Origin of the sequence: Nonomuraea sp. NPDC001636, assembly GCF_040298265.1 — a bacterium.
Taxonomy (GTDB): domain Bacteria; phylum Actinomycetota; class Actinomycetes; order Streptosporangiales; family Streptosporangiaceae; genus Nonomuraea.
The window spans coordinates 103,203-127,452 of sequence record NZ_JBEOZT010000004.1 but is presented as its reverse complement, the minus strand read 5'-3'; the positions used below and the strand labels follow the sequence as shown (position 1 = coordinate 127,452).

The window sequence follows — 24,250 nt, the reverse complement described above, 5'->3', positions numbered from 1 at the left end:
TTCATGGGGTGCGGCGTTCTTGGTTTTGTGCACTTTTTGTCACAGTTTCGATATCACATCGGCATCGCCGCCGGGTATCGGCTGAGCATCCCTTAACAAGATCACCTTGCCTCCCGTCCGCCCTCTCCGTGAGGGTTCACTAAACGGACGAAGGGGGACACATGCGGGGGCCGTTGGTCGTCAAACGGGCGTTCAGCGAGCCTTTGCTCCTCCTGGCCGCGTTCGGCTCGATCCTGCTCGCCACCACCACGCTGGTGGCGCTCACCATGTACGCCTCCTCCATCGCCGACGCCGGCGTGCGCAGGACGATGGAGACCGCCTCCCTGCGCCAGACGTCCGCGACGATCAGCGCGCCGGTCACGGACAAGACGTTCCCCGTCTACGACCGGGCGGTGCGCGCCGAGCTGACCAAGGCGTACACCAAGGCGCCGGCGCTCACCACGAGCTTCCGCTCCGACTCCTACGCCATGCCCGGCCAGGAGAAGCAGGAGCGGCCCGAGCTGCTCAGGTTCGGCAGCTACGACGGCCTCGACCAGCACGCCAAGCTCGTCTCCGGCGCCTGGCCCAAGGCCGCCGACGGCCGGGTGGAGGCGGCGGTCTCGCTGTCGGCGGCCTCGGCGGCCGGGTTCAAGGTCGGCCAGGAGCTGACCACCGTGGGGCGGTTGTCGCCGGAGCCCGTCCAGGTGCGCATCACCGGCGTGTTCCAGCTCGACGACCCCTTCGGCGAGCGCTGGACCGGGGAGACCCTGCTCAGCAGAGGCGTCGAACGCGGCGACTTCACCACGTACGGGCCGCTGATGGTCGCGCGCGAGACGTTCATCGGCCGTTTCGCCACCAACGTGAACGCCACCTGGACCGCCGAGCCCGACCTGCGCTCGCTGACGCCGGCCCAGCTGCGCCCGCTGGCCGCGGCGGTCGGCGAGGTGGGCGCGCACCTGAAGGCCGGCGACTGCCCGAGCTGCGTGACCACCAGCCGCCTGCCCGAGATGCTCACCCAGCTCGACACCGCCTCCCTGGTCGCCCGCTCGACCATGCTGATCCCGGTGCTGCAGCTGCTGCTGCTGGCGGCGTACGCGCTGATGCTCACCGCGCGGCTGCTGGCCGACCACCGGCGCATGGAGGTGGCGCTGCTGCGCTCGCGCGGCGCCGGCACGCTGCGGCTGGCCGCCCTGGCCGGGGGCGAGGCGATGCTGGTCGCGGTCCCGTGCGCGATCGTCGCGCCGCTGCTCGGGCCGCCGCTGCTCGGGCTGGTGAGCCGGCTGCCCTGGATCAGGGCGTCGGGCGTGCGGCTCGACCCCTCGGTCGGCCTGGGCACGTTCCTGGTGTCGGTGGCCGTGGCCGTGGCCTCCGCGGTGCTGCTGGTGCTGCCCGCGCTGGCGGGCGCGCGGCGCACGTACGTGGAGGAGCAGTCGGCGCGCGGGCGCGGCGGCGGGCGCGGGCTGATCCAGCGCGCCGGCGCCGACGTCGCGCTGCTGGTCGTGGCCGGCCTGGCGATCTGGCAGCTCCAGCACTACGGCGCGCCGGTCACCACGACCGCGGGCGGCGGGCTCGGCATCGACCCGCTGATCATCTCCGGCCCTGCGCTGGCCCTGCTCACCGGCGGCATGCTCGGCCTGCGGCTGGTGCCGCGCATCTCCGCGGTGGCCGAGCGGATCACCTCCAGGCGCCCGTCCCTCGCCCCGGCGCTCGGCGCGTGGCAGGTCAGCAGGCGCCCGCTCAAGTACGCCGGCCCCGCGCTGCTGCTCACCATGGCCATCGCCATCGGCATCGTGTCCATGGCCACCGCCGCCACCTGGCGCGCCTCCCAGCTCGACCAGGCCCGCCACCAGGCCGGGGCCGACCTGCGCCTGTCCGGCCCGCCGGACGCCCCGGAGCTCGGCCCGCTGGGCCGCGGCACGGCGTTCACCGCCCTGCCCGGCGTGACCGCCGCCTCGCCCGTCTTCCGCGGCCAGACCGAGGTCAGCAGCGAGAACGCCATCCTCATCGGCATCGACGCGGCCAAGCTCGGCACGCTGTTCCAGCTCCGCCCCGACCTGGCCGACCGGCCCGTCGCGGAGATCTCCCGGGCGCTGACCGGGCCACAGGCGGGCAAACTGGACCTGCCGGGACAGCCGGCCGCGCTCACCCTGCGCGCCACGGCCGACGACGACCTGCCGGTGCGGCTGGTCCTGTCCGACGCCCTCGGGGTGTGGCGCGACGTGTCGCTGGGCGTGCTGAAGAAGGGCGAGAACACCCTCGACGTGGACCTCGCGGCGCTGGCGGGACGGAGCGGGAAGATCACGTACCCGCTGTCGCTGCGCGGGCTGGTCGTGAGCGCGCCGGCCTCCGGCAGCGGGAGTCTGACGGTGACCGGGATCAGCGCCGACGGGCGGCCGGTGACCGCGCCCGCCGTGTCGGTGAAGGCGACCGGGCGGCAGCCCGCGACGGCCGTCTTCGGGTCGCCGCCCGTCCAGGGGCCGCTGCCCGTGGTGCTCACCGCCGGCCTGTCCGAGTCGCTCAAGCTGGGCGTCGGCCAGGTGGGACGGGCCAGCATCGACCGCAGGGTGATGGACGTCAAGGTCGTGGCCGTCGTGGAGACGATGCCGACGACGACCGCCGGGCAACACGCCGTACTGGCCGACTGGGGGACGATGCAGGCGCAGGATCTGGCGGCGGCGCAACTGCCCAGGCCCGCCACCGAGTGGTGGCTCGCCACTCCGGACGGCCGGGCGGCGGCCGCGCTCACCGGCCGTCCCGCATGGGACGTCACCGCGATCGACCAGCGCGCCCTGGCCGCCAAGATGCAGGACGACCCGCTGGCCAGCGGCCTCCAGGGCGCGCTGATGCTGGGCTTCCTCGCGGCGCTGGTGTTCGCGGCGCTCGGCTTCCTGGTCAACGCGGCGGTCGCGGCCCGCGAGCGGATGACCGAGTTCGCGATCCTGCGGGCGCTCGGCGTGAGCTCCCGGCAGGTGTTCGGGATGCTGGCGATCGAGCAGACGTTCGTGATCGGGCTGTCGCTGGCGGCCGGGACCGGGCTCGCCGTGGTCGTGGGCATGCTCGTGGTGCCGCACATCGTGCTCACCGGGCAGGCGTCGGCGGTCACGCCCGGCGTGGTGCTCGACATCCCGTGGGGTGCCACGGGCGCCATGCTCGCCGGGGTGGCCGCCGTGCTGCTCGCCATCGTCGCCGGACTGGCGCGCAACCTGCGCAGGCAGGGTCTCGGCATTCGGGAGGAACAGTGAGGATCCCGCTGCTGGCCCGTACGCACCTGGGCGCGGTGGCCGTGCTCTTCGTGCTGACGCTGACCGCCTGCCTGCTCGTCGGCGGGCTGCCCAGGGCGATGCAGTCGTCGTTCGACCAGGCGCTGCGCGAGGCGCTCAGGACCGCCACGGCCGAGCAGGCCGACCTGACGGTGGCCGTCGCGTCGATGTCGAAGGAAGAGGACCTGCACGAACGCGGCCAGTTCGAGTCCAGGGACGCGCGCTGGCGCCGGCTCGTGCCCCCGGCGCTGCGGCCGCTGGTGGTGCCCGCCGGCACGGGCAACAGCCACATGGGCGCCAAGACCGTGGTCACCCCGATCCACGGCTCGGGCGGCACCATGTTCATGAACCTCGGCTGGCTGTCCGACGCCGACCGGCGGGTGGACTGGGTTCAGGGGCAGGCTCCGGGCAAGCCCTCGACCATGCGCTTCGAGGGCGAGACGATCCCGCTCATCGAGGTGGGCCTGGTCGAGTCGGCGCTGACCGCGATGGACCTGCGGATCGGCCAGGTCAAGGTGCTCGGCGAGAGCCACTACGTGGCGGTGAAGCTGGTCGGCGCGTTCAAGGCCAAGAAGGCCGACGACCGCTACTGGGACCACAACAGGGACGTCCTGAGCGTCACCAGGATCCTGCCGCCGGGCAAGATGGAGTTCGAGAAGCACATCACGACGATCATGTCCGACGACGGGCTGACCGCGCTCAGCGGCGACGGGCGCAACCTGACCTACTTCTGGGTGCTGCCCATCGCCCCGGACAAGGCCGACGCGCTGGCCGCGACCGACCTCCAGGCGGCGCTCAGCGAGTTCGAGCGGGTGATCGGGTTGCAGGCGTCGGGCGCGTACAGCCCGTACCGGGTGCTGACCGCGCTGCCCAAGCTGCTGACGGACTTCCTGGCCGCCCAGTCCACCGCGCAGACCGTGATGTACCTGGTGCTCGGCGGCCTGCTGCTGGTCGCGGTCGGCGTGATCGTGCTGGCGGTGCAGCTGCTGTCCAACCGGCTCGACCACACGCTGGCGCTGACGCGGGCGCGTGGCGGGTCACTGGGGCAGGTGGCGGGCACCGGCGCGGCGCTGACCGCGCTCGCCGTCGCACCCGCCGGGCTCGCCGGGTACGCGCTGTCCTGGCTGGTCCCCGGGCCCGTCCTGCCGATCGTGCACGTCGGGCCGCTGCTGGTGGTGCTGGCCGCCGTCGGGTACACCGCCGCCGGGCTGGCGGTCACCCACCGGGTGCCGCTGCACGAGCAGCGCGCGGACGTCAGCACCGCCCGCCCGTCCGCCCGCCGGCTCACGCTGGAGGTGCTGGTCGTGGTGCTCGCGCTGGCCGGGGCCTACCTGCTGCGCACCCGCGGGCTGGCCGCCTCGGCCGGGTTCGACCCGTTCCTGCTGGTGGTGCCGATCGCCCTGACGCTCGCCGCGGCGGTGATCATCCTGCGCTGCTACCCGTACCCGCTGCGGCTGCTCGTCCGGCTGACCGCGCGGCGGCCCGGTGCCGTGCCGTTCCTGGGGTTGACCAGGGCGGCCAGGGCCCGCTCGGCGTCGGTGCTGCCGGTGCTGATCCTGCTGCCCGCGCTCGGCGTGTCGGTGTTCGCCGCGGTGATCTCCGACGGGCTGGTGAGCACGCAGCAGCTGGCGTCCTGGCAGCAGGTGGGCGCGCCGGTCAAGGTCACCTCCCGGATCGAGATCCCGGCCGACGCGATCGAGCGGGTGCGCAAGGTCGCGGGCGTCGACCAGGTCGTGCTCGCGCAGACCGGCGAGGTCCAGATCGGCTACGGCGCCGAGCGCGCCGACGCCATCGCCGTGAACCTGCCCGAGTGGCGGCGGCTGCTGGGCGGGGCGCCGATCGGCGTGCCCACCGGCGGCGGCGTCTTCGTCTCGCCCGACCTCAAGGGGCGGGGCACGTACGAGATCGGCTGGCAGTCGCGGCTCAAGCTGCCCGAGGGCGGCGTGATCACCTCGGTGCCCGGTTTCTTCACCACAGGCAAGTTCGTGATCCTGCCGATGGACTCGCTCGTCCGGCCCGCCGTGAACACCCTGCTCATCCGCGGCAACCCCGCGCTCGACGAGCTGCGCAAGCTGGTCCCGCTCGGCACCGTGGAGTCCCAGGCGGTGACCCTGGCCGCCATCCAGGACGACCCGCTGACCGGCACCGTGCGCACCACGCTGGTCGTGGTCACGGTGGCACTGGCCGCGTACGCGCTGGTCGCCGTCATCCTGTCGCTGGTGATCGGGGCGGCCGACCGGGCCAGGGCGCTGTCGTTCCTGCGCACGCTGGGCCTGTCGGACCGGCAGGCGCAGCGGCTCACCGTCCTGGAGATCATGCCGATGATCCTGCTGACCGCACTGGCCGGCCTGCTGCTCGGCCTCGGGCTGCCCGCGGCGCTCGGGCCGGGCGTCGACCTGTCCTCCTACGCCGGCGACCTGCCCGTCGGCGACTACTCCCTAGACCTGATCACGCCGACCGCGCTGGCGGCCGGGCTGGCCGTCGTGGCCGTGCTCGGCGCGTACACGCACACCGCCATCAGCCGCCGTCGCAGCCTCGGCGCCGTCCTTCGAGTGGGGGACCTCACATGAACCCGACCCTGTCAGAGCTGGAAGCCAAGGCCACGCGGGAGAAGACCGCGTTCGGCGCCGACGCGCACATCGTCTGCGACAACCTGGTGCGCATCTACAAGACCGAGGGCGTCGAGGTCGTCGCCCTGCAGGGCCTCGACCTGGTGATCGACAAGGGCGAGCTGGTGGCCATCGTCGGCGCGTCCGGGTCGGGCAAGTCCACGCTGCTCAACGTGCTGTCGGGGCTCGACGTGCCGACCGCGGGGGTGGCCAGGGTCGCGGGCACCGACCTGCTGGCGATGACCGCCAAGGACCGGCTGCGCTACCGGCGGTCCGTGGTGGGCTTCATCTGGCAGCAGACCGCGCGCAACCTGCTGCCGTACCTGACCGCCAGGGAGAACGTCGAGCTGCCCATGAAGCTGGCCGGCGGCGGCCGGGCGCGCCGCGCCCGCGCCGGCGAGCTGCTGGAGCTCCTCGGCGTCGGCTACTGCGCCGACCGCCGCACGCCCGAGATGTCGGGCGGCGAGCAGCAGCGGGTCGCCATCGCCGTCGCCCTGGCCAACGAGCCGCAGCTCATCCTGGCCGACGAGCCCACCGGCGAGCTGGACAGCGAGACGTCCGAGCAGGTCTTCGACTCCCTGCGCAAGGCGAACCGGGAGCTCGGCGTGACCGTGGTCATCGTGACCCACGACCCGCTGGTGTCGGAGCAGGTGGACCGCACCGTGGGCATCCGCGACGGACGTACCAGCAGCGAGACGCTGCGGCGCGAGGGCGCCGAGGGGCAGATCGTCGCCGAGGAGTACGCCGTGCTGGACCGGGTGGGCCGCCTGCAGCTCCCCCGCGACTTCATGAACGCCCTGGACATGGAACGCCGGGTGCGCCTCGAACTCGAATCCGACCACATCGGCGTCTGGCCCGCCCGAGAGGAGCCCTCCCATGAGCAATGAGCCCCTGGTCGTGGTGGAGGGGGTCCGCAAGGTCTACCGAAGCGGGCCCAAGGAGGTCGTCGCGCTGCGCGAGGTGTCCTTCGAGGTGTTCCCCGGCGAGCTGGTGGCGGTCCGCGGACGTTCGGGGTCGGGCAAGACCACGCTGCTCAACCAGATCGGCGGCCTGGACCGGCCGGACGCCGGACGGGTCGTCGTGGACGGGCACGAGGTCACGTCCATGTCCGAGGACGCCCTGCTGGCGCTGCGCCGGGACGTGGTGGGCTTCGTGTTCCAGTCGTTCGGGCTGATCCCCGTGCTGTCGGCGGCCGAGAACGTGGGGGTGCCGATGCGGCTGGCCCGCGTGCCGTCCGCCGAGCGGGAGGAGCGGGTCCGGCTGCTGCTGGCGCTGGTGGGGCTGGACAAGCACATGAACCAGCGGCCGTACGAGCTGTCGGGCGGGCAGCGGCAGCGGGTGGCGATCGCCCGCTCCCTGGGCAACCGGCCCAAGCTGCTGGTGGCCGACGAGCCGACGGGACAGCTCGACTCGCAGACCGGGCGGCAGATCATGGAGCTGTTGCGCGCGCTGGTGCGCAGCGAGGGGGTGACGGCGCTGGTCGCCACGCACGACCCCAGCCTGATCACGCTGGCGGACCGGGTGCTGGAGATCAGCGACGGCGTCGTCCGCGAACCGTCCCTCACCTGACCCGCCCCTCCTCCGCTCTCTCCGCCCGCTCACCGGCGGGCGGAGAGGCCGCGGGCCTGGGCGAGCGCGCCACGGCGGCGAGGTTGGCGACGGCGACCACCACCCCACCGGTGACCATCAGCACCCCCATCCCGGTCACGGCCGCCAGCGGCGCCGCGACGGCCAGCCCCACCGGCCGCGCCGCGAACGAGATGAGCTGGTCGAAGGAACGCACCCGCCCCAACGCCCCCTCCGGGATCTCCTCGGCCACCACCGTCTCCCACAACGGGCTGAGCACCCCGAGCCCCACCATGGCCACGAAGTACGCCACCGCGACCACCACGGCCGACAGCCCGAACCCCACCGCCACGGGCAACGCCACCATCGGCAGCAGATAGAGCGCGGCCCCCACCTGGACGACGACCAGCGGCCTGCGCACCGGCAAGCGCGGCGCGACCAGCACCCCCGCCAGCAGTCCGACCGTGCCGCTCTGCACGATGATCATCCAACCGGTCTCTCCGCCCAGCCGCTGCACGGCCGCCACCGGCCCCAGGGTGAGGAACAACCCGGCCATGAAGTGCCACACGCCGTGCGACAGCACACAGGCCAGGAACCACGGCCGCCTCCTGACCTCACCGAACCCCTCGACCAGCTCCCGCCCGAACCCGACCCCCCACCGCCGCCGCCCGGCCTGCCCGCCCGGGACCGCCTTCCGCTCCTCCACGGCCTTCTCGCCCCCTGCGCCCCCGGCAGCCGTACGGACCCCGCCGAGGGTCAGCGCCGAGCAGGCGAACAAGATCGCCGTGACCCCCGCGGCCCATCCGGGCCCGGCGGCCAGCGTGAGCGTCCCCGCGAGCGCCGGCCCCAGGACGGCCGACAGGCTGGTCACCACCCCGATCCGGGCGTTCACCCGCAACCGGTCCGGCCCCGGCACCACCGCCACCACCAGCCGCGGCACGGCCGGACTCCCGAACGCGATCGCCGCCCCCGAGACCGCCGACAACACCGCGAGGTCGGGAACCCGAGCCACCCCGGCCAGCAGCTCGACCGCCATGAGCCCCTGCGCCAGGCAGCGCGTGAGGTCGGCGAGCAGCACGACCCGTCCGGGCCGGACGCGGTCGGCCAGCACGCCGCCGACCGGCAGCAGCAACAACAACGGCACCATCTCGCAGGCCAGCACCAGCCCCAGCGCCTCCCCCGACCCCGTGGCGCGCAGCACGGCCAGGGTCAGCGTGGTCGGGATCATGGCCGTGGCCAGCGCGGACATGCAGCGTCCGGCCAGCAGCCGGTTCCTGGGCCCGGCGAACAACGAAAACGACATGACCAGCAAGGTATTTCGTCAGCGAATGATTCGTCAACAAATTACTTGTTGGCGTATGATCCTGTGCCGTGGAGGACTCCGTCGATCGTCATCTGGCCCGCTGGCGCGGCAAGGCGCCCTTCGACGAGCAGGTGGAGGGCATCGTCACCCGCATGCAGTCGCTGGTGAAACACCTCGGCCACGCCAAGGCGGCAGCGCTGGCCCAGACCGGCGTCCAGGACTTCGAGTTCCAGACGCTCCACCGGCTCGCCGCCCACAACGGCACCGCCACCCCGACCGAGCTGGCCGCCGAGCTGCTGCTCTCCCCCGCCGGCATGACCGGCCGCCTCGACACGCTGGAGAAGGCCGGTCTGGTGCGCCGCGTCCGCAGCACCGAGGACCGCCGTCGCGTGGACATCGAGCTCACGCCCAAGGGGCACGACCTCTGGATGGAGGCCATGGCCGTCCTGGCCGTGCTGGAGGCGGCCATGGTGAACGCCCTCTCCCCCGACGACCAGGACACCCTGGACAACCTGCTCAAACAGCTCCTGCTCTACGTGGAGACGAACCCCAATCAATTGCATTGAGGCGGGCGGGCGTCCGGTGGTACCCATGCTGGGATGAAACTTCCGACCTCGGAGACCACATGGCCGTGACGCCGTTCCGCATAGAGGTTCCCGACGACGTACTCGACGACCTGCGTACCCGTCTCCGCAACGCCAGATTCACCCGCTCGCTCGACCACCGCCCCTGGGAAGGCGGGACCGACCCGGCCTACCTGCGGGAACTGGTGACGTACTGGGCCGACGGGTTCGACTTCCGCGCCCAGGAAGCCCGCCTCAACGAGCTGGACCACTGCAAAGCCCCCGTCCAGGGACGGGACCTCCACTTCGTCCGCATCCCCGGCACCGGCCGCGCGCCGCTGCCCATCCTGCTCTGCCATGGCTGGCCGAGCAGCTTCATGGAGATGCTCCCCCTGGCGGCACGCCTGGCCGACCCCGCCCGGTACGGCGGCGACCCCGACGACTCCTTCGACGTCGTGATCCCGTCGATGCCCGGCTTCCTCTACTCCGACCTGCCGGACGAGCCCCTCACCCGGCCCGCGATGGCCCGCCTGCTGCACCTGCTGATGACCGAGGTCCTGGGCCACGAACGGTACGGGGCCTTCGGGGGCGACATCGGCGGCGCGGCCGTCGGCTGGCTCGGCGCCCTCTATCCGGACCAGGTGACCGGAATCCACCTCATCCACCCGCCCGCCCCCGCCTCCCTGGACGTCCCGCCGCTGACCCCCGACGAACAGGCCTTCCTGGACGCCGAAGCGGCCTACGACGAGCGCGACGGCGGCTACAGCGAGATCATGCTGACCCGTCCGGACACGATCGCCGCCGCCCTGCTCGACTCGCCGACCGGCCTGGCCGCGTGGATCGTGGACAAGCTGCGCGCCTGGAGCGACTGCCACGGCGACCTGGAGTCCCGGTTCGACCGCGACACCCTGCTCACCATGCTGACCCTCTACTGGGCCACCGGCTCGATCGGCACCTCGTTCAAGTCGTACTACGACTGGCCGAGCAACCCGCCCCGGCCGCCGATCACCGTGCCGTCCGCCGTCACGCTCAGCCACGAACCCTCCGTGGCGAACCTCCCCCGCAGCTTCGCCGAACGTGCCCTGACCGACCTGCGCCACTGGAACACCCCGGCCCGGGGCGGCCACTTCATGGCCCTGGAGGAACCGGCCCAACTGGCGACCGACATCACCACGTTCTTCCGCGCCCTGCGCCCGGCCTGAGGAGCGCCACCACCGCCGCGCGGGTGTTCGTTACCGGCCCGTACGGCTGGCGACGATCACCTGCACGGCATGCTCAAGGGCGTAGGCGGTGTCCGCGCCGCCGCCTTTGACCTGCTCGTCCGCGGTGGCCACCGCCTGGATCGCCCGGGACAAGCCCTCCGGCCCCCAGCCGTTCAGCTGGCGCTTGACCCGGTCGACCTTCCAGGGCGGCATGCCCACATGGCCGGCGAGCTGCGCCCCGCGCAGGTTGCGCGGGGCACTTCCCACCTTGGCCAGCGACCTCAGGCCACCGGCGAGCGCACTCACCAGCAGCACCGGCGCGACGCCCGTGCTCAGCGCCCAGCGCAACTGCTCCAGGGCCTCGGCCAGGCGCCCCTCGATCGCCGAGTCGGCGACGTTGAAGCCGGTGACCTCGGCCCGGCCCTTGTGATAGCGCGCCACGGCCGCCGCGCTGATCGTCTTGTCCTCGGTGTCGAACGCGAGCTGGCTGCACGCCGCCGCCAGCTCCCGCAGGTCGTTGCCCACCGCGTCGAGCAACGCCTGGGCCGCGTCGCCCGCGATGTTCCGCCCGGCCCGCTTGACCTCTCCCTTGATGAACTCCAGCCGCTCGCCGGCCTTGGTGACCTTGTTGATCGTCACCACCTGGGCCCCGGCCTTCTTCACCCCGTCGACCAGCGCCTTCCCCTTCACCCCACCCGGGTGCGCCAGCACGAGAACCGTGTCGTCGGACGGCTGCTTCGCGTACGACACCACCTCGGTGATGACGTCCTTCGGCAGGTCCTGCGCCGAGCGGATGACCACCACCGAGTGGTCGCCGAAGAGCGAGGGCGAGGTCAGCTGGGTCAGCTCGCCGGTGGAGACCTTTCCGCCGACGAGATCATGCACCTCGGTCCCCGGATCGCCGGCGCGCGCCGCCGCGACGACGGCACCCACCGCCCGCTCGGCAAGCAGCTCCTCGTCGCCGAGGACCAGGGTGACACGTGCTGGATCGGTTCCCGCCATGTCAGGCAGCATGCCATGCGGCACCGACAACCTGGTACTCGACCGTTGTAGTTCGCGTTACGAACGACTATAGTTCGGGTAGCGAACTGAGTTTTGGTGGGAGTGACGATGACGAGTCGTACGGTTGTGGGCCACGGCGGCTTGGCGGTCCCCCGGAGGGCGGCCGCCGAGGCGGCGGCCGCAGCGGGCTGTCGGGGTCCCGGCCGGCCCTGGGCACGATGAACTTCTGGACGGAGAAGTCCGAACCAGACAGTCACGTGATCATGGATCGCGGACACGAGCACGGCATCGACTTCTTCGACACCGCCGACGTCCATGCCGACGGCCGCACCGAGCAGATCATCGGCCGCTGGTTCGCCCAAGGGGACGGCAGGACAGCTCGACGGCTCGCTGCGCGCGCCGCGATCACCCTCGATGCACCCGCTCTGGCCAGGCTGGACGAGTTTGTTCCCGCCGCCCGGCCCCAAACCAGCACCAAAAGCGTACGCCTGGTGACCTCTCCTTCTTTCTCCGTGTGAAGTATGAAAGGCAATACTGTGTCTGCATCTGATGTGGTGTTCGGTTTCGGCGCGCATTCCGGTTTCGAGGACCTGCCCGAGCTGTTGCACATGGTTCAGCAGGCCGACCGGGACGGGCTCGATCTCTTCTCGCTGTCCGACCACCCCTATCTCGGCGACCGCCTGGACGCCTACGCCACGATCGGCTTCCTGCTGGGCGGCACGCGGCACATCGCCGGCCTGGCCAATGTCACCAACCTGCCGACCAGGCCCGCCCCCATGCTGGCCAGGACGGTGACGTCGTTGTCGGCGCTGTCGAACGGCCGCGTCGTGCTCGGCATGGGCGCGGGCGGGCTGTGGGACCGCATCACCGACATGGGCGTGCCCCGGCAGACCCCCGGCGACGCCGTGGACGCCTTCGAGGAGGCGATCGTCCTGATCCGGAAGCTGTCGGGCGGCGGCGCGCCGGTCACCCACGAGGGACGCCACTACCGGGTACGCGGGATCGAGCCCGCCCCCGTCGCCGCGCCCCCGGTATGGACCGGATCGAACGGGCCCAAATCCCTGGCCGCCACGGGCAGGGTGGCCGACGGCTGGATCCCCGGTCACGCGGCCGACTGGCGCAGCGAGCGGTATCGCGCCTCGCGGCCCATCATCGACGAGGCGGCCGCCGCGGTGGGCCGCGACCCACGCGAGATCCGTACGATCTACAACTTCCCGGGCCGCATCACCGACCGTCCGCTGCCCGCCACCCGCGACCACGACGGACGCTGGATCGGCGGCTCGGTCGGGCAGTGGGTCGAAGAGCTGACCGAAGCGGTGCTGGAGCACGACGCCTCGGGCTTCGTCCTCTTCTCCGCCGGCCACGGCGCCACCGACCTCACCACGCTGGCCCGCTGGGCCCAGGAGATCGTGCCGTCCGTGCGCGAGGCGATCGCGAAGTAGCGCGACGTGCCGTCCCCTGTTCGCGGACGCTCTTCCGTCGGCAAGAGGACACCATCATCAACCCTGAGACTCTGCACGACCCGGTCGGATACGGCTCCAGCGACATCGCCTGCGCCTCCGGAGAGACCGTCTTCGTCGCCCGGGAGTGCGCCTCCGACCGCGAGGGCCACGTCGTCTCCGAGGGCTTCGCCGAGCAGGCCAGGCCGTCGTTCGCGAACCTGGGCAACGCGCCGGCCGCGGCCGACCTCGACCACAGCCACGTCGTGCAGATCCGCACCCACATCGTCGACCAGGACCAGGACAGGCTGGAGGTTCTTCTCAAGGCCGTCCATGACGTCTGGGGGGATCTGCCGCCGGCTCAGACGCTCATGGGATGGCCGCGCTCGCCCTGCCCGACATGCTGTTCGAATTGGACGCCGTCGCGACCGCAGACAAGGCCGTCTGAGCGCGCCCTGCCGGCGTTCAACGTCCGCTCGCCGTCCGCTCGCCGTCCGCGCGAGCACGGCGTGCCGGTGTTCGTGCACGCCGCCGAACGCCGTCCGCGCCCGTACCTGACAAAAGCCCAAGGTCACGGCCGGGCCTGTGCGTCTTGGTCCCGGCGTTCGGCTTCCTCTCGCAGGGCCACGCGGCCCCGGCCGCCGTCCCGGCCGCCGCCACCGGCCTCGTGGGATGCGAGCTCCGGGCCCTGAGGGAAGCGGGCATCGGGCCCGAGGAAAGTGGCTACCGGGCTCAAGGCCAGGTTCATCCGCGGGTTCTGGCCGACGCCGCCCGAACCTCTTCCCCCACTCGGGCAGGTGAGGTGCGCCAGGGAGCGCCGTGTCCGGGAAGCACCCAGGACGCCGGCAGCCGGGCGATCCGGTCGAGGGAGACGAGCGCTTCGGCGGGGTCGTCGGTGAAGGGGGCGGGCTGGGGGCCTTCGCGTCCGGTGAGGACGTGCCGGGTGGTCAGGGCGTCCCCGACGAAGACGGCGTCGGCGAGCGGGACGTGCACCGCCACGCTCCCGGGCGAGTGCCCCGGCATGCCCACGATCACCGGGCTCCCGGGCAGGTCCAGGACGTCGCCGTCACCGATCTCGGTGACTTCGCCGACGTGGCGGGTGCGCAGCCCGTTCTTGCGGATGGAGTACCCGAGGAAGCCGAGCGCCGGACCGAGCCGCACCGGCCCGACCGCCACCTTGGGCTTCTGGCCGGTACGGGCGCGGACGGCGTCGGCGGCGTGCACGAACACCGGCACCCCGTGCTCGCTGCGCAGGCGTTCGGCGAAACCGAGGTGGTCGGAGTCGCCGTGGGTCAGGACGAGTCCGCGGATGTCGTCCACGGACCTGCCGAGGGAACGGAGTTCGCGCCGCAGATCCCGCCAGTGGCCGGGCAGTCCGGCGTCGATCAGGGTGATGCCCTCGTCGGCGTCGACGAGATAGCAGGCCACGACGTCGTTGCCGAGGCGGTGCAGATGGGGAGCGAGTCTCATGGAACTTCTTCCGGAGGTCTGAACGGACGACGGAGCACAGAGCCTGACAGCGGGGCCCGCGGCCTGACGGCGAGGATCACGCCTGACGGCGGGGCCCGCGGGCTGGAGGCGAAGGCCGCAGCCTGACGGCGGGGGCCGCAGTCTCAGGCGGGGGCCGCAGTCTCAGGCGGGGGCCGCGGCCGTGATCGCTAGCGCGACAGGCCGTGCAGTGCGGTGATGACCTCGCGGCCGACTGGGGTGGTGAAGTCACGCACCATGCTGGTGACGAAGCTCGCCACGGACGTCACCGTGCCACCCGCCGCTTCGATCTGGCGAAAGGCCGCGCTCTCCGTGCGCTCCGACATGCCGCCGCTCGCGTCAACCAGCACAATCACGTCATAGCCGTCGGCCAGGGCGTCGAGCGCGGTGTGCAGGACGACGATCTCCGAGGTCACACCACAAACGGCCAGCGTCTTACGGCCCTCGGCAGCGATCGCCTCGCGCCATGCCTGGTCGTCCCAGCAGCACGGTCCGCCGCGCACGAAGGGGGACGTCTCGGGAAGTTCGACGATGACACCGGGGCCACCGGGCCTCGGGGCGACCGACACGGTGAAGGGGATGTCCAGCGCCTGCGCGACCGCGGCGAGCACGCCAGCCGACCGCCTGATGACGTCGGGGCTGTTCGTGCTGCTCAGGGCCACGATGCTGTCCTGCAGGTCGGCGAAGACGATCTGCACGGTACGGGGATCGATCACTATTCTCTCCCAAAATCGTTCATAGTCTGAATGATAAGAGGACAGTAGCATGCCGCACATGAACGATGCCAAGTAAATCTGCCCTGCTTCCGGCTCGGCGGGCCGACTCGCGACGCCCTGCCCGAACACCTCGCCCCCATCCGGGCACCCTCGAACGGCTCGACGCCCTGACCGACCGTGGCCCGCCGCGCCGCGGGGCCCGCCCCTGCCACCGCCGCCGACCCCGACCCCGACCTTCAGCGGCCATGGCCTCCAGAAAGCCAGGGGGCCCCTGGCCCCCAACCGCGGCCGCCGCAGAGCACCGCGCTTCTCTGCGGCGACCGACGGTCACACCTGCCTTTGAGCTCCAAGAGCAGCGCAACACTGCCGAGAGGCTGTGGAGCAGGTCGCCGGCGACTCTCCACGCCGATGGCAAGCCGATCCCCCGGCAGTAACGCTGCATCAACCGGACAGGGGGATCTGCGGGACCAGGGCCGGTTCTCTGATTCGACAGAACGCCCGGCAGCCGTCCGAGCGGCCCACACCGGCGGCCAGCCCTTACAGCCCTGGGTTCTTCGACCGGCCCAGAGACCTTCTTCGGGCGTGAAGAGACACCGGCCCTCGCCCCGTCGACATCCCCGTCCGGAAGATCGGCTCGTCACCAGGCGCGAACAGTCACCGCCCTAAGAACCGCTGGCATCCCCGTCCAGGAGATCGGCTCGGCATCGGGCGTGAGACGTCGCCAGCCCGCGACTCGCTCACAACTGCGACCACGGCTCCGGTGGCCGGTTCTTGATCCATTCGGGCGACCCACCGGTGCCATCCGCCTCGGTGAGCCTGGGTCGCGCTCGTTCGGCGTCGGAGCATTCATGGTCCACGGGGGACAACGGCCAGGCTGCCTTCGTGTTCGACGACTGCCAGGTCGCCCGATCGATCGGTGCGGTAGATGGCGGCGCCGAGGCGGTGGAGGAGGGCGAGGGTCGATGTGGCCGGGTGGCCGTAGTCGTTGCCGGTGCCCACGCTGATCAGGGCGGCCCGTGCACCCAGCGCGCCGAGGAAGGCCGGGGACTGGCGATTCGAGCCGTGGTGCGGGGTCTTGAGGATGTCAGCATGCAGGGCGAGGTGGCGTGCGAGATCGTCCTGCGCCTCGGTCTCCAGGTCTCCGGCGAGCAGGGCGGAACCGGCGCGCCAGCGTATGGCGATCACGACGCTGGAGTTGTTGATCACGCTGCCTTCGCCTTGGCCGTTACTCCCGCCTGACGTCGGGTCAGGGGCGACGACAGTGAGCTCGGACGGGCCGAACCGCCATCGCGTGCCTGGTGCAGCGTTCCCTTCGGGAATCCGGTGCCGAGCCAGTACGGCTGAGATCCGCGCGCTGGACTGCACCGCCGTCGGCCGAGGGCTGACGATCACGGCTCCCACACGTCGGTTCCTGAGCACGCCCGGCAGGCCGTCCACGTGGTCGGCGTGCGGATGGGTCAGGACGAGCAGGGGAACGTCCTCGACGCCGAGCCTGCGCAGGCATCGATCCATGACGACCGGGTCCGGGCCGGTGTCCACGACCACGCCTCGTCCAGGTCCGGCCGCCACCACCAGCCCGTCGCCCTGCCCCACGTCGCACATCACCATCAGCCAGCCCTTGGGCGGCCAACCCCCCGTCAGCGGACGGATCACCAGTACGGCGACCAGAGCGGCCCCTGCCGTCAGCAGCGCCATCGTCCGCCAGCGGCGGTGCCTGAGCACCGGGATCGCGACGGCCACGGCGAGGGCGAGGAGCCCCAGACCGGGCAGGCCGCCCGGCCAGGGCAGGGTGGCGAGAGGGACGTTCACGGCCCAGCGAGCCACGGTGACGATCCAGCCCACCGCGTATCCGGCCGGGATGACCAGCATGCCGGCGGCGTCCGGCCAGATCGGGGCCACCAGGGCGGCGACGAAGCCGAGCAGGGTCGCGGGAGCCACGGCTGGGGCCACGAGCAGGTTGGCGGGCACCGCCACCAACGTCAACTGACCCGACATCAGCACCAGGACGGGCGTCACGGCCGCTTGCGCGGCAGCCGACACGGCCAGCGCCTCCGCCAGCCATCTCGGCAAGCGGCGCATCCTTGCGACGGCACGTCCTCGACCGGTGGACGCGTCTTCGGGGGGCGAGGTCGCGCGGCAGTCGCCGGCCTCTTCGGACGCACTTGCCGCACGCCCCTGCACGCTGCCGCGTTCCCTGCCCTCTTCTGGTTTCCGGTCTGTCGTCGTGGGCGCTTCGGTGGCGTCGCGGTCGCCGGTCTCCGTCGGTGACGGAGTGGAGAGTTTGTCGCGCCAGCGTGGTGCGAGGAGGAGGATGCCGGCGGTGGCCGCGACTGAAAGGGCGAAGCCGTACGAACGCGCCAGTTCCGGTGCGAACAGCACCAGCAAGAGGACGGTTGCCGAGAGGGCGGCGAGGCCGTCCTTCGCCCGCCCGGTACCCAGGGCGAGGGCCGCGGCCAGACCCATCAGCAGGGCACGGAGGACGCTCGGGGACGGCCTGGCCACCACGGTGAACGCGAGCATCGCGACGGCCGCGAAAACGGCTCTCAGCGGCAGGGAGAGGCCGACCAGGCGGGAGAGCGCCAGGGCGGCGCCTGCGACGATGGCGAGGTTTGCGCCGCTTACGGCGTTCAGGTGGCTCAGGCCCGCTTCTTTGAGGTCGGCGGCCACCTGAGGGGCGATGCGGGAGACGTCTCCGACGACCAGGCCGGGCAGGAGGCCCCGCTGGTCGGGCGGGAGGGGGTCGGCGGCTGTCCGGAGGCCGGTTCTGAGAGTGCCCGCCATGGTCTGCATGGACGAAGGCGGTGTCAGGATGCGGGGCTCGCCTCGTACCAGGAGGATGGCTGCCACCAGGTCGCCGGGCGTTGGTTGCGCCAGGCGGCCGGTGACCTGCAGGCGTTGGCTCGGCAGCAGGGTGCTCCAGGTGTTGCCGCCGGCGAACACCGTGACGGGGACGTCGACGGCTTGGCGTTCCGGTGGCGGGGATGCTGCCTGCGCCACACCTCCGTCACTGCCTCCAGGGACGTCAGGACGGTTCCCCTCAGGTCGACCGGTAGCGGATCTGCCTTTCTGCCACGCAGACACCTCGATGATCTTGAGGGTGGCCGGGATCACGTAGCTGTCCTGGTTGAAGTGGCCGCTTCTGCGTGGCCTGCGCTTCGGGTCGTCGGACAGGACGATCTGGGCGGTCACGTTCGCGTTCCTGGCGGCGAGCTCGGCCACCGGGCCGGTGGTCAGCGCCTGGACGCGGAAGGCGACAGACGCGGAGGCCGCCGCCGCGCAGATGAGTGTCGCGAGCACCACGTTCCGCCAAGCCCCCAAGAAGGGCGGCGAAGGCCGACCGGGCGAAATCCGTCCTGAGGGAGAGGGCGACGAACGTAGCAAATGGTGTCGGCTGAACGGCAGGAGCAGTGGAAGGGCGGACAGGACAGATCCGAACGTCCCAGGCAGGAACCTGCTGATCAATGAACCGATGAGGGGCCAGTGGGTGAACGGCGAGCGGGTGCGCCAGGCCAGGACGCCTGCGGCCAGGACGGTAGTGGCGGCTGCCGTCATGCCCACTATGGGCGATTGGCCGAGCATGATCAGGGCGCTGGCCCAAGCGGACAGCGCCGGGAGGACCAGTGTCCAGGAGCGCTTGTGCTCGCCGCCGTCTGCGGTGGCGAGGCGCAGAGGGTCGGTGGCGGCATAGCGCGGAGGATCGATGGTGGCGGGGCACAGAGGATCGGCGGGGCGCATGGGGATTGCAGAAGGGCCGGGGTTCGAGGGGGCGTCGGAGGGCGGCATGTCAGACGCGGACCTTCGGCTTGATTTCCTCGTACTTTCTCGGGCCGATGCCACTAACCTCGCGGAGCTGGTCCACGCTGGTGAAGCCGCCGTGGGCGGTGCGGAACTCGGCGATCCGGGCGGCCAGCACCTCTCCCACTCCCGGGAGTTCTTCGAGTTGGTCGGGGGTGGCGGCGTTGAGGTCGAGGATGGCTGTGGCGGGGTCCGAGCCGGAATATCCGGGAGGTACGGCGGGGACGACCGCGGAGGGGGCTCCCACGATGATCTGCTCTCCGTCGATCAGGCGTCGGGCTAGGTTGAGGGGGCCCGTGGAGGCTCCGTGTTTGAGCCCGCCCGCCGCCGTCACCGCGTCCGTAACGCGGGAGCCCTGCGGGAGCAGGTAGACGCCGGGGGTGCGGACCTTGCCCGCCACCTGGACGGTCACCTTGGCGGCGGTGGGTGACGGGGATGGAAGGGTTGTCGCGGGTGGCGGCGGAAGGGGCTCCGGGGTGGGCTGGGAGCGCCAGACGAAGAAGACGGCGACCGCCACGGCCAGGGCACCGACGGCGACGAGCACGCGCAGGCCGGGCTTGCTGAGGTCGATGGTGGTGGACGGCTGGGCCGAGGTGATGGCGTCGCGGAACGCTTGGAAAGTCGGAGGCATGGGAGCGGGGCTGCCTGTGATCCGCCGCGGGATGTGCGGGGGCGCCCCTGTGACGCCCTGGGGCTCGATCCCCGGCCCGCTCCGACGCCCAGCCCGACGCTCAGCTCGACGCTCGGCTCCGGGGACGCTCTCCTCCGGCTCATCCTGCCGCTCGGGCTGCCGCTCTGCCTGCCGCTCGGGCTGCGACATCGCCTGAGGCCCCGCCGAACGCCCGCCCCACGATTCAGGCCGAGGCTCACCCCACAGCCCGGACGAAGGCTCACCCCCGCCCTCACTCCCCGGCTCACAGGAAGGCACAACCCCAAGGTCGCCCCACAGCTCGGAAGCTGACTCACCACGCCCATCCCACCGCTCGGGAGACGCGAACGCAGGAGCATCCAGCACAGGAGCCCCAGATGCAGGAGAAGCGCTCACGGAAGAAGCGAACGCAGAAGAAGTAGGCGCAGAGGGTGGCGGAGATGCGCTGAGTCGGGAGGTCGGAAGGTTCTGGGCCTCGTCGCCGTAAGGATGTCTGTTGCGTCGTCCCGGACGCGGCCGCCGGGCAGGGCTCGTGATCGACCGGAGCCTGGATTCGGCTATGGTCCGCTCTGCCGTCGGGTCCTGAGATCGCACGCCGACGAACCTAGGGCTGCACCCCCCGTCCACAAGCTACCGAACCGAGTTCTGGGGACGACGGAGCCAAGAACCGAGATGACTGTGGAAAACCCGACACCGACCAAGGGAAGGCCCGCAAAACAAAGAGGACGCCAGGTCACCCCTCGTACGCCGTAACCGTCACCCCCAGCATCCCCGGCCCCACATGAGCCCCGATCACCGCCCCCACCTCCACCACCCGCACCTCACGAACCCCCGCCACCCGCTTCGACAGCCGTCCCCCCAACGCCTCGGCCCGCCCCCGAGCCCCCATGTGCTGCACCGCCACCCCGGCCCCGCCCAGCTCCACGGCCGCCTCCACCGCCAGGTCCTCCAGCCGCGCGATCGCCCGTCCCGACGTCCGCACCTTCTCCAGCAGGGAGATGCGCCCGTCCACGATGTGCAGCAGCGGTTTGATCATGAGGGCCGACCCGAACAACGACGTGGCGGCGCCGATGCGGCCGCTCCGTCTCAGGTACTCCAGGGTGTCCACGTAGAAGAAGGTCCGGGTGACGGCGGCGGTGCGGCGGGCGGCGTCGGCCACGTCGCCCAAGGAGGCTCCGGCGGCGGCCGAGCGCGCCGCGGCCAGCACGGGGTAGCCCAGGCCCATCGCGATGGACCGGCTGTCGATCACCTCCACCGGCACCGGCGCGTCCTTGGCCGCCGCGAGGGCGGACTCGACGGTGCCGGACAGTTCGCCGGACAGGTGGATCGAGACCACGCCCGTGGCGCCGGCGGCGGCCAGCTCGTCGTAGCAGGCCGCGAAGCGCGCGGGCGACGGACGTGAGGTGGTGGCGGTGGCCAGGTCGCCGGTGAAGGTGTGCTCGTCGCGCGGGATGCCGCGGGCGACCACTTGTACCGGCACCACCGTCACACCGGGCACGGCGGGCAGGTAAGCGGTGGAATCGGTGACAACGGCGACAGAGGGCGGCATATCCCGAGATTAGCCACCCGCTCCCGAGTCCGGGGTTACTGGACGGGCGTGCCGCCCCGCCAGACCCGGCGCGGCTTGAGCCCGAAGGACCAGGCGAAGGCGCCTTCGTGGTCGGCGTCCCACTGCACGATGTCGGCCAGCCGCCCGGGAGCCAGCACCCCGCGGTCGGGCGCCCCGAGGACGGTCGCGCCGCCCAGCGTGGCCGCGCGCAGCGCGTCGTTGACGCTCATGCCGAACGCCGACACCGCCATGGCGATGACCAGCGACATCGAGGTGATGCCGCAGTAGCCGGGGTTGTGGTCGCTGCCGAGGGCGATCTGCACGCCGTGCTTGATCATCTGACGGACCGGCGGCACGTGGCCGCGCTGCAGTGCCGTGGCCGGGCAGACCACCGCGGGCACGCCGTAGCGGGACATGATCGCGATGTCCTCGTCGGACATGTGGTGCAGACCGTCGGCGGAGGCGCAGCCGAGCTCAGCGGCCAGCTGCACGGCGCCGCGACGGCTGAACAGGCCGGCGTGGATGCGCGGGAGCAGCCCCACGTTGCGGCCCGAGGCGAGGACCCAGCGGGACTCCTCGGTGGTGAAGTGACCCTCGTCGCAGTAGACGTCGACGCTGTCGGCGCCGGCCGCCGCCGCGTCGGCGCACCAGGCGCCCACGGCCTCGACGTATTCGCGCTGACGGCCGAAGTACTCGGGAGGCACGACGTGCGCCGCGAGGAAGGTGACGTGCACCCGCGGCATCATCGGCTCCTTCTCCAGCTCGCGCAGGAGCCGCACGTCGGCCAGCTCGCCGTCGCGGGTGAGGTGGTAGCCGGTCTTGGCCTCGACGGTGGTGGTGCCGCTGAGCAGCCAGCTCCGCAGCCGCTCGCGCACGCCGTTGCACAACGTCCAGGGGTCGGTGCCGCGCGTCACGGTGACGGTGGAGCCGACGCCGCCGCCCGCCGCGGTGATCGAGGCCGCGCTGGAGCCGCCGGTGCGGATGGCCAGCTCGGCGTAGCGGTTGCCGGCGTAGACCGGATGCGTGTGGGCGTCGATGAGGCCGGGCGTGACGAGCGCGCCGCCGAGGTTCTCCACGTGGTCGACGTCGACGATGTCGTCGACGACGCCGGGCACGCTCTGCGGGAGGTCGGGCGCCCGCCCGACCCAGGCGATGCGGTCGTTGTGCACGAGGATGGCCGCGTTGCTGAGGACCTCGTTACCCGTCCACAGGCGGCCGATGTTGGTCAAGAGCCGAACGGTCATCGCACCACCGCCCCCTGCAGGCGCAACACCCAGCGCACGGCCTGTGCCGCGCCCACTGAGTCCGCTCCGGGTCCGGACGACATGGGGGGTCTCCTGCTCTCATCCGCGTGATGTTGTGCGGTGACCGTATCGCCGGAGACATGACCCGGCGATTTCAGTTCAGTTACGTTATTTCACAGCCGGGCTTGGTGTACAGGGTTATTCGGAAGAAAGACCACTCATCCCATCCGTCACCCGGCCACGCCTTGCCCCCCTGGCCCCCGCTGACGACTGCCGCACTCAACGTCATCATCCGAAACCCAGAACCGAAACCAAAAAACCAGACCAACGTTAGGTCTGGCCATCCTAGCAACCCCAGGGTTCCTGGACCACTGCACTATTTGGGCAGCTCTGCGCTACTTTGAGCGAGAGCTGCCCAGCCGTCCGGCTAAGAGACGCGTTCGACCGGCTTGCCTACCCGCTCCAGCTCCTGGAACAGGCTCGGCAGCACGCGGGCGTGCAGGACGGTGCCGTCCTGGACGTGTTCCACGGAGAGCACCTCGCCCTCCTTGTGGGCCCGCGAGACCAGGTCGCCCCGGTCGTAGGGCACCAGCAGGTGGACCTCGTGGTCGAGGCGCGGCAGCCGCTCCTCGATGAGCCGCATGAGCTCGGGAATGCCCTTGCCGGTGCGGGCGGAGACCACGATGCTGTCGCGCTCACGCCTGGCGATGCGGTCGAGCACCTCCTGGTCGGCCGCGTCGGCCTTGTTGATCACCACGACCTCGGGCACCTCGGAGGCGCCCTCGATGTCGGCGAACACCTCGCGGACGGCCGCGAGCTGACCCTCGGGGTCGGGGTGCGAGCCGTCGACGACGTGCAGGATCAGGTCGGCGTCGGCGACCTCCTCCAGCGTGGACCGGAACGCCTCGACGAGCTGGTGGGGCAGGTGGCGCACGAAGCCGACGGTGTCGGCGATCGTGAACAGCCGGCCCTCCGGCGTGCGGGCGCGGCGCACGGTCGGGTCGAGCGTGGCGAACAGCGCGTCCTCGACCAGCACGCCCGCACCGGTGATGCGGTTGAGCAGCGAGGACTTGCCCGCGTTGGTGTAGCCCGCGATGGCCACGGCCGGGACCTCGCGCCGCTGGCGCCGGTGGCGCATGGTCTCGCGCGAGGTGGACATGCCGCTGATCTGGCGGCGCAGCTTGGACATGCGGTCGCGGATGCGGCGCCGGTCGAGCTCGATCTTGGTCTCACCGGGGCCGCGGCCGCCGATGCCCACGCCGCCCGCGGCGCGGCCGCCGACCTGGCGGGACAGGTTGCCGCCCCAGCCTCGCAGGCGCGGCAGCAGGTACTGCAGCTGCGCCAGCTCGACCTGGGCCTTGCCCTCGCGGCTCTTGGCGTGCTGGGCGAAGATGTCGAGGATCAGCGCCGTACGGTCGATGACCTTGACCTTGACCGTCTCCTCCAGCTGGCGGAGCTGGCCGGGGGTCAGCTCGCCGTCGCAGATCACGGTGTCGGCGCCGGTCGACTCGACCACGTCGCGCAGCTCCAGGGCCTTGCCCGAGCCGATGTAGGTGGCCGGGTCGGGCTTCTGGCGCCGCTGGATGAGCCCTTCGAGCACCTCGGACCCGGCGGTCTCGGCCAGGAGCTTGAGCTCGAGCAGGGAGTTCTCGGCGTCTTCGGCGGTTCCGGAGGTCCAGACGCCGACGAGGACGACCCGCTCGAGCCGCAGCTGCCGGTACTCGACCTCGGAGACATCCTGGAGTTCGGTGGAGAGGCCCGCCACGCGGCGCAGCGCCTGGCGCTCCTCGAGGTCCATGTCGCCGGTCTCGAACTCGTCGAGCGCGGTGTATTCGTGCATTCGTGTCATCTCTATGAGGGAACGTCTGGACACCTCGGTGTCTTCC

The 24,250-nt window shown here is 71.6% G+C and carries 18 protein-coding genes; 9 read left to right on the top strand and 9 right to left on the bottom strand.

Annotation, left to right across the window (positions count from 1 at the left end; translation table 11 throughout):
- Positions 1-161 precede the first annotated feature (161 nt).
- Genes ABT158_RS10285 through ABT158_RS10270 form a run of 4 tightly spaced genes read left to right on the top strand, consistent with a single transcriptional unit; the run spans position 162 to position 7,417 of the window.
- The gene (locus ABT158_RS10285; protein ID WP_352352449.1) at positions 162-3,221 is read left to right on the top strand and encodes an ABC transporter permease; all 3,060 of its coding nucleotides are present in this window, start codon (positions 162-164) and stop codon (positions 3,219-3,221) included.
- Positions 3,218-5,809 (top strand): FtsX-like permease family protein, encoded by a 2,592-nt coding sequence (locus tag ABT158_RS10280; protein WP_352352448.1) that lies wholly within the window; start codon positions 3,218-3,220, stop codon positions 5,807-5,809. The genes ABT158_RS10285 and ABT158_RS10280 overlap by 4 nt, the downstream gene beginning before the upstream one ends.
- Positions 5,806-6,735, top strand: a complete 930-nt coding sequence (locus ABT158_RS10275) for an ABC transporter ATP-binding protein (protein ID WP_352352447.1) — start codon at positions 5,806-5,808, stop codon at positions 6,733-6,735. The genes ABT158_RS10280 and ABT158_RS10275 overlap by 4 nt, the downstream gene beginning before the upstream one ends.
- Entirely contained in the window at positions 6,725-7,417 is a 693-nt protein-coding gene (locus ABT158_RS10270; RefSeq protein WP_352352446.1) for an ABC transporter ATP-binding protein, read from the top strand. The genes ABT158_RS10275 and ABT158_RS10270 overlap by 11 nt, the downstream gene beginning before the upstream one ends.
- On the opposite strand, the gene ABT158_RS10265 is transcribed toward ABT158_RS10270, so the two are convergent.
- Positions 7,410-8,717 (bottom strand): MFS transporter, encoded by a 1,308-nt coding sequence (locus tag ABT158_RS10265; RefSeq protein WP_352352445.1) that lies wholly within the window; start codon positions 8,715-8,717, stop codon positions 7,410-7,412. The genes ABT158_RS10270 and ABT158_RS10265 overlap by 8 nt on opposite strands.
- A gap of 68 nt (positions 8,718-8,785) precedes the next feature.
- On the opposite strand from ABT158_RS10265, the gene ABT158_RS10260 reads away from it, so the two are divergent.
- Together ABT158_RS10260 and ABT158_RS10255 are read left to right on the top strand one after the other, a co-directional pair.
- A complete protein-coding gene (locus ABT158_RS10260; protein WP_352352444.1) occupies positions 8,786-9,283 on the top strand; it encodes a MarR family winged helix-turn-helix transcriptional regulator in 498 nt (165 codons plus the stop codon).
- 59 nt (positions 9,284-9,342) lie between these two features.
- On the top strand, positions 9,343-10,482 hold the full coding sequence (locus ABT158_RS10255; protein WP_352352443.1) for an epoxide hydrolase family protein: 1,140 nt from the start codon (positions 9,343-9,345) through the stop codon (positions 10,480-10,482).
- A 30-nt stretch (positions 10,483-10,512) separates the two neighbouring features.
- On the opposite strand, the gene holA is transcribed toward ABT158_RS10255, so the two are convergent.
- Positions 10,513-11,484, bottom strand: coding sequence for a DNA polymerase III subunit delta (gene holA, locus ABT158_RS10250; protein ID WP_352352442.1), 972 nt, complete (start codon positions 11,482-11,484; stop codon positions 10,513-10,515).
- Positions 11,485-11,702: 218 nt separating this feature from the next.
- Here holA and ABT158_RS10245 point away from each other — a divergent pair, with 218 nt between their 5' ends.
- Genes ABT158_RS10245 through ABT158_RS10235 form a run of 3 tightly spaced genes read left to right on the top strand, consistent with a single transcriptional unit; the run spans position 11,703 to position 13,615 of the window.
- Positions 11,703-12,002: an aldo/keto reductase gene (locus tag ABT158_RS10245; RefSeq protein ID WP_352352441.1), complete on the top strand. Its 300-nt coding sequence runs from the start codon at positions 11,703-11,705 to the stop codon at positions 12,000-12,002.
- Positions 12,003-12,020: 18 nt separating this feature from the next.
- Positions 12,021-12,926, top strand: coding sequence for an LLM class flavin-dependent oxidoreductase (locus ABT158_RS10240; RefSeq protein WP_352352440.1), 906 nt, complete (start codon positions 12,021-12,023; stop codon positions 12,924-12,926).
- The gene (locus tag ABT158_RS10235) at positions 12,878-13,615 is read left to right on the top strand and encodes a Rid family hydrolase (protein WP_352352800.1); all 738 of its coding nucleotides are present in this window, start codon (positions 12,878-12,880) and stop codon (positions 13,613-13,615) included. Before ABT158_RS10240 ends, ABT158_RS10235 begins: the two co-directional genes overlap by 49 nt.
- Positions 13,616-13,667: 52 nt before the next feature.
- On the opposite strand, the gene ABT158_RS10230 is transcribed toward ABT158_RS10235, so the two are convergent.
- The 7 genes from ABT158_RS10230 to hflX form a co-directional block, all read right to left on the bottom strand.
- The gene (locus ABT158_RS10230; protein ID WP_352352439.1) at positions 13,668-14,393 is read right to left on the bottom strand and encodes an MBL fold metallo-hydrolase; all 726 of its coding nucleotides are present in this window, start codon (positions 14,391-14,393) and stop codon (positions 13,668-13,670) included.
- 188 nt (positions 14,394-14,581) lie between these two features.
- Entirely contained in the window at positions 14,582-15,127 is a 546-nt protein-coding gene (locus tag ABT158_RS10225) for an isochorismatase family protein (protein ID WP_352352438.1), read from the bottom strand.
- Between the two features lie 846 nt (positions 15,128-15,973).
- The gene (locus tag ABT158_RS10220) at positions 15,974-18,862 is read right to left on the bottom strand and encodes a ComEC/Rec2 family competence protein (protein WP_352352437.1); all 2,889 of its coding nucleotides are present in this window, start codon (positions 18,860-18,862) and stop codon (positions 15,974-15,976) included.
- Between the two features lie 49 nt (positions 18,863-18,911).
- Complete coding sequence (locus tag ABT158_RS10215) at positions 18,912-19,553, bottom strand: ComEA family DNA-binding protein (protein WP_352352436.1); 642 nt, start codon at positions 19,551-19,553, stop codon at positions 18,912-18,914.
- 751 nt (positions 19,554-20,304) lie between these two features.
- Entirely contained in the window at positions 20,305-21,120 is an 816-nt protein-coding gene (locus ABT158_RS10210) for a DegV family protein (RefSeq protein ID WP_352352435.1), read from the bottom strand.
- A 35-nt stretch (positions 21,121-21,155) separates the two neighbouring features.
- Positions 21,156-22,364 (bottom strand): imidazolonepropionase, encoded by a 1,209-nt coding sequence (gene hutI / locus ABT158_RS10205; protein ID WP_125633626.1) that lies wholly within the window; start codon positions 22,362-22,364, stop codon positions 21,156-21,158.
- A gap of 427 nt (positions 22,365-22,791) precedes the next feature.
- Positions 22,792-24,204: a GTPase HflX gene (gene hflX / locus ABT158_RS10200; RefSeq protein WP_352352434.1), complete on the bottom strand. Its 1,413-nt coding sequence runs from the start codon at positions 24,202-24,204 to the stop codon at positions 22,792-22,794.
- Positions 24,205-24,250 lie beyond the last annotated feature (46 nt).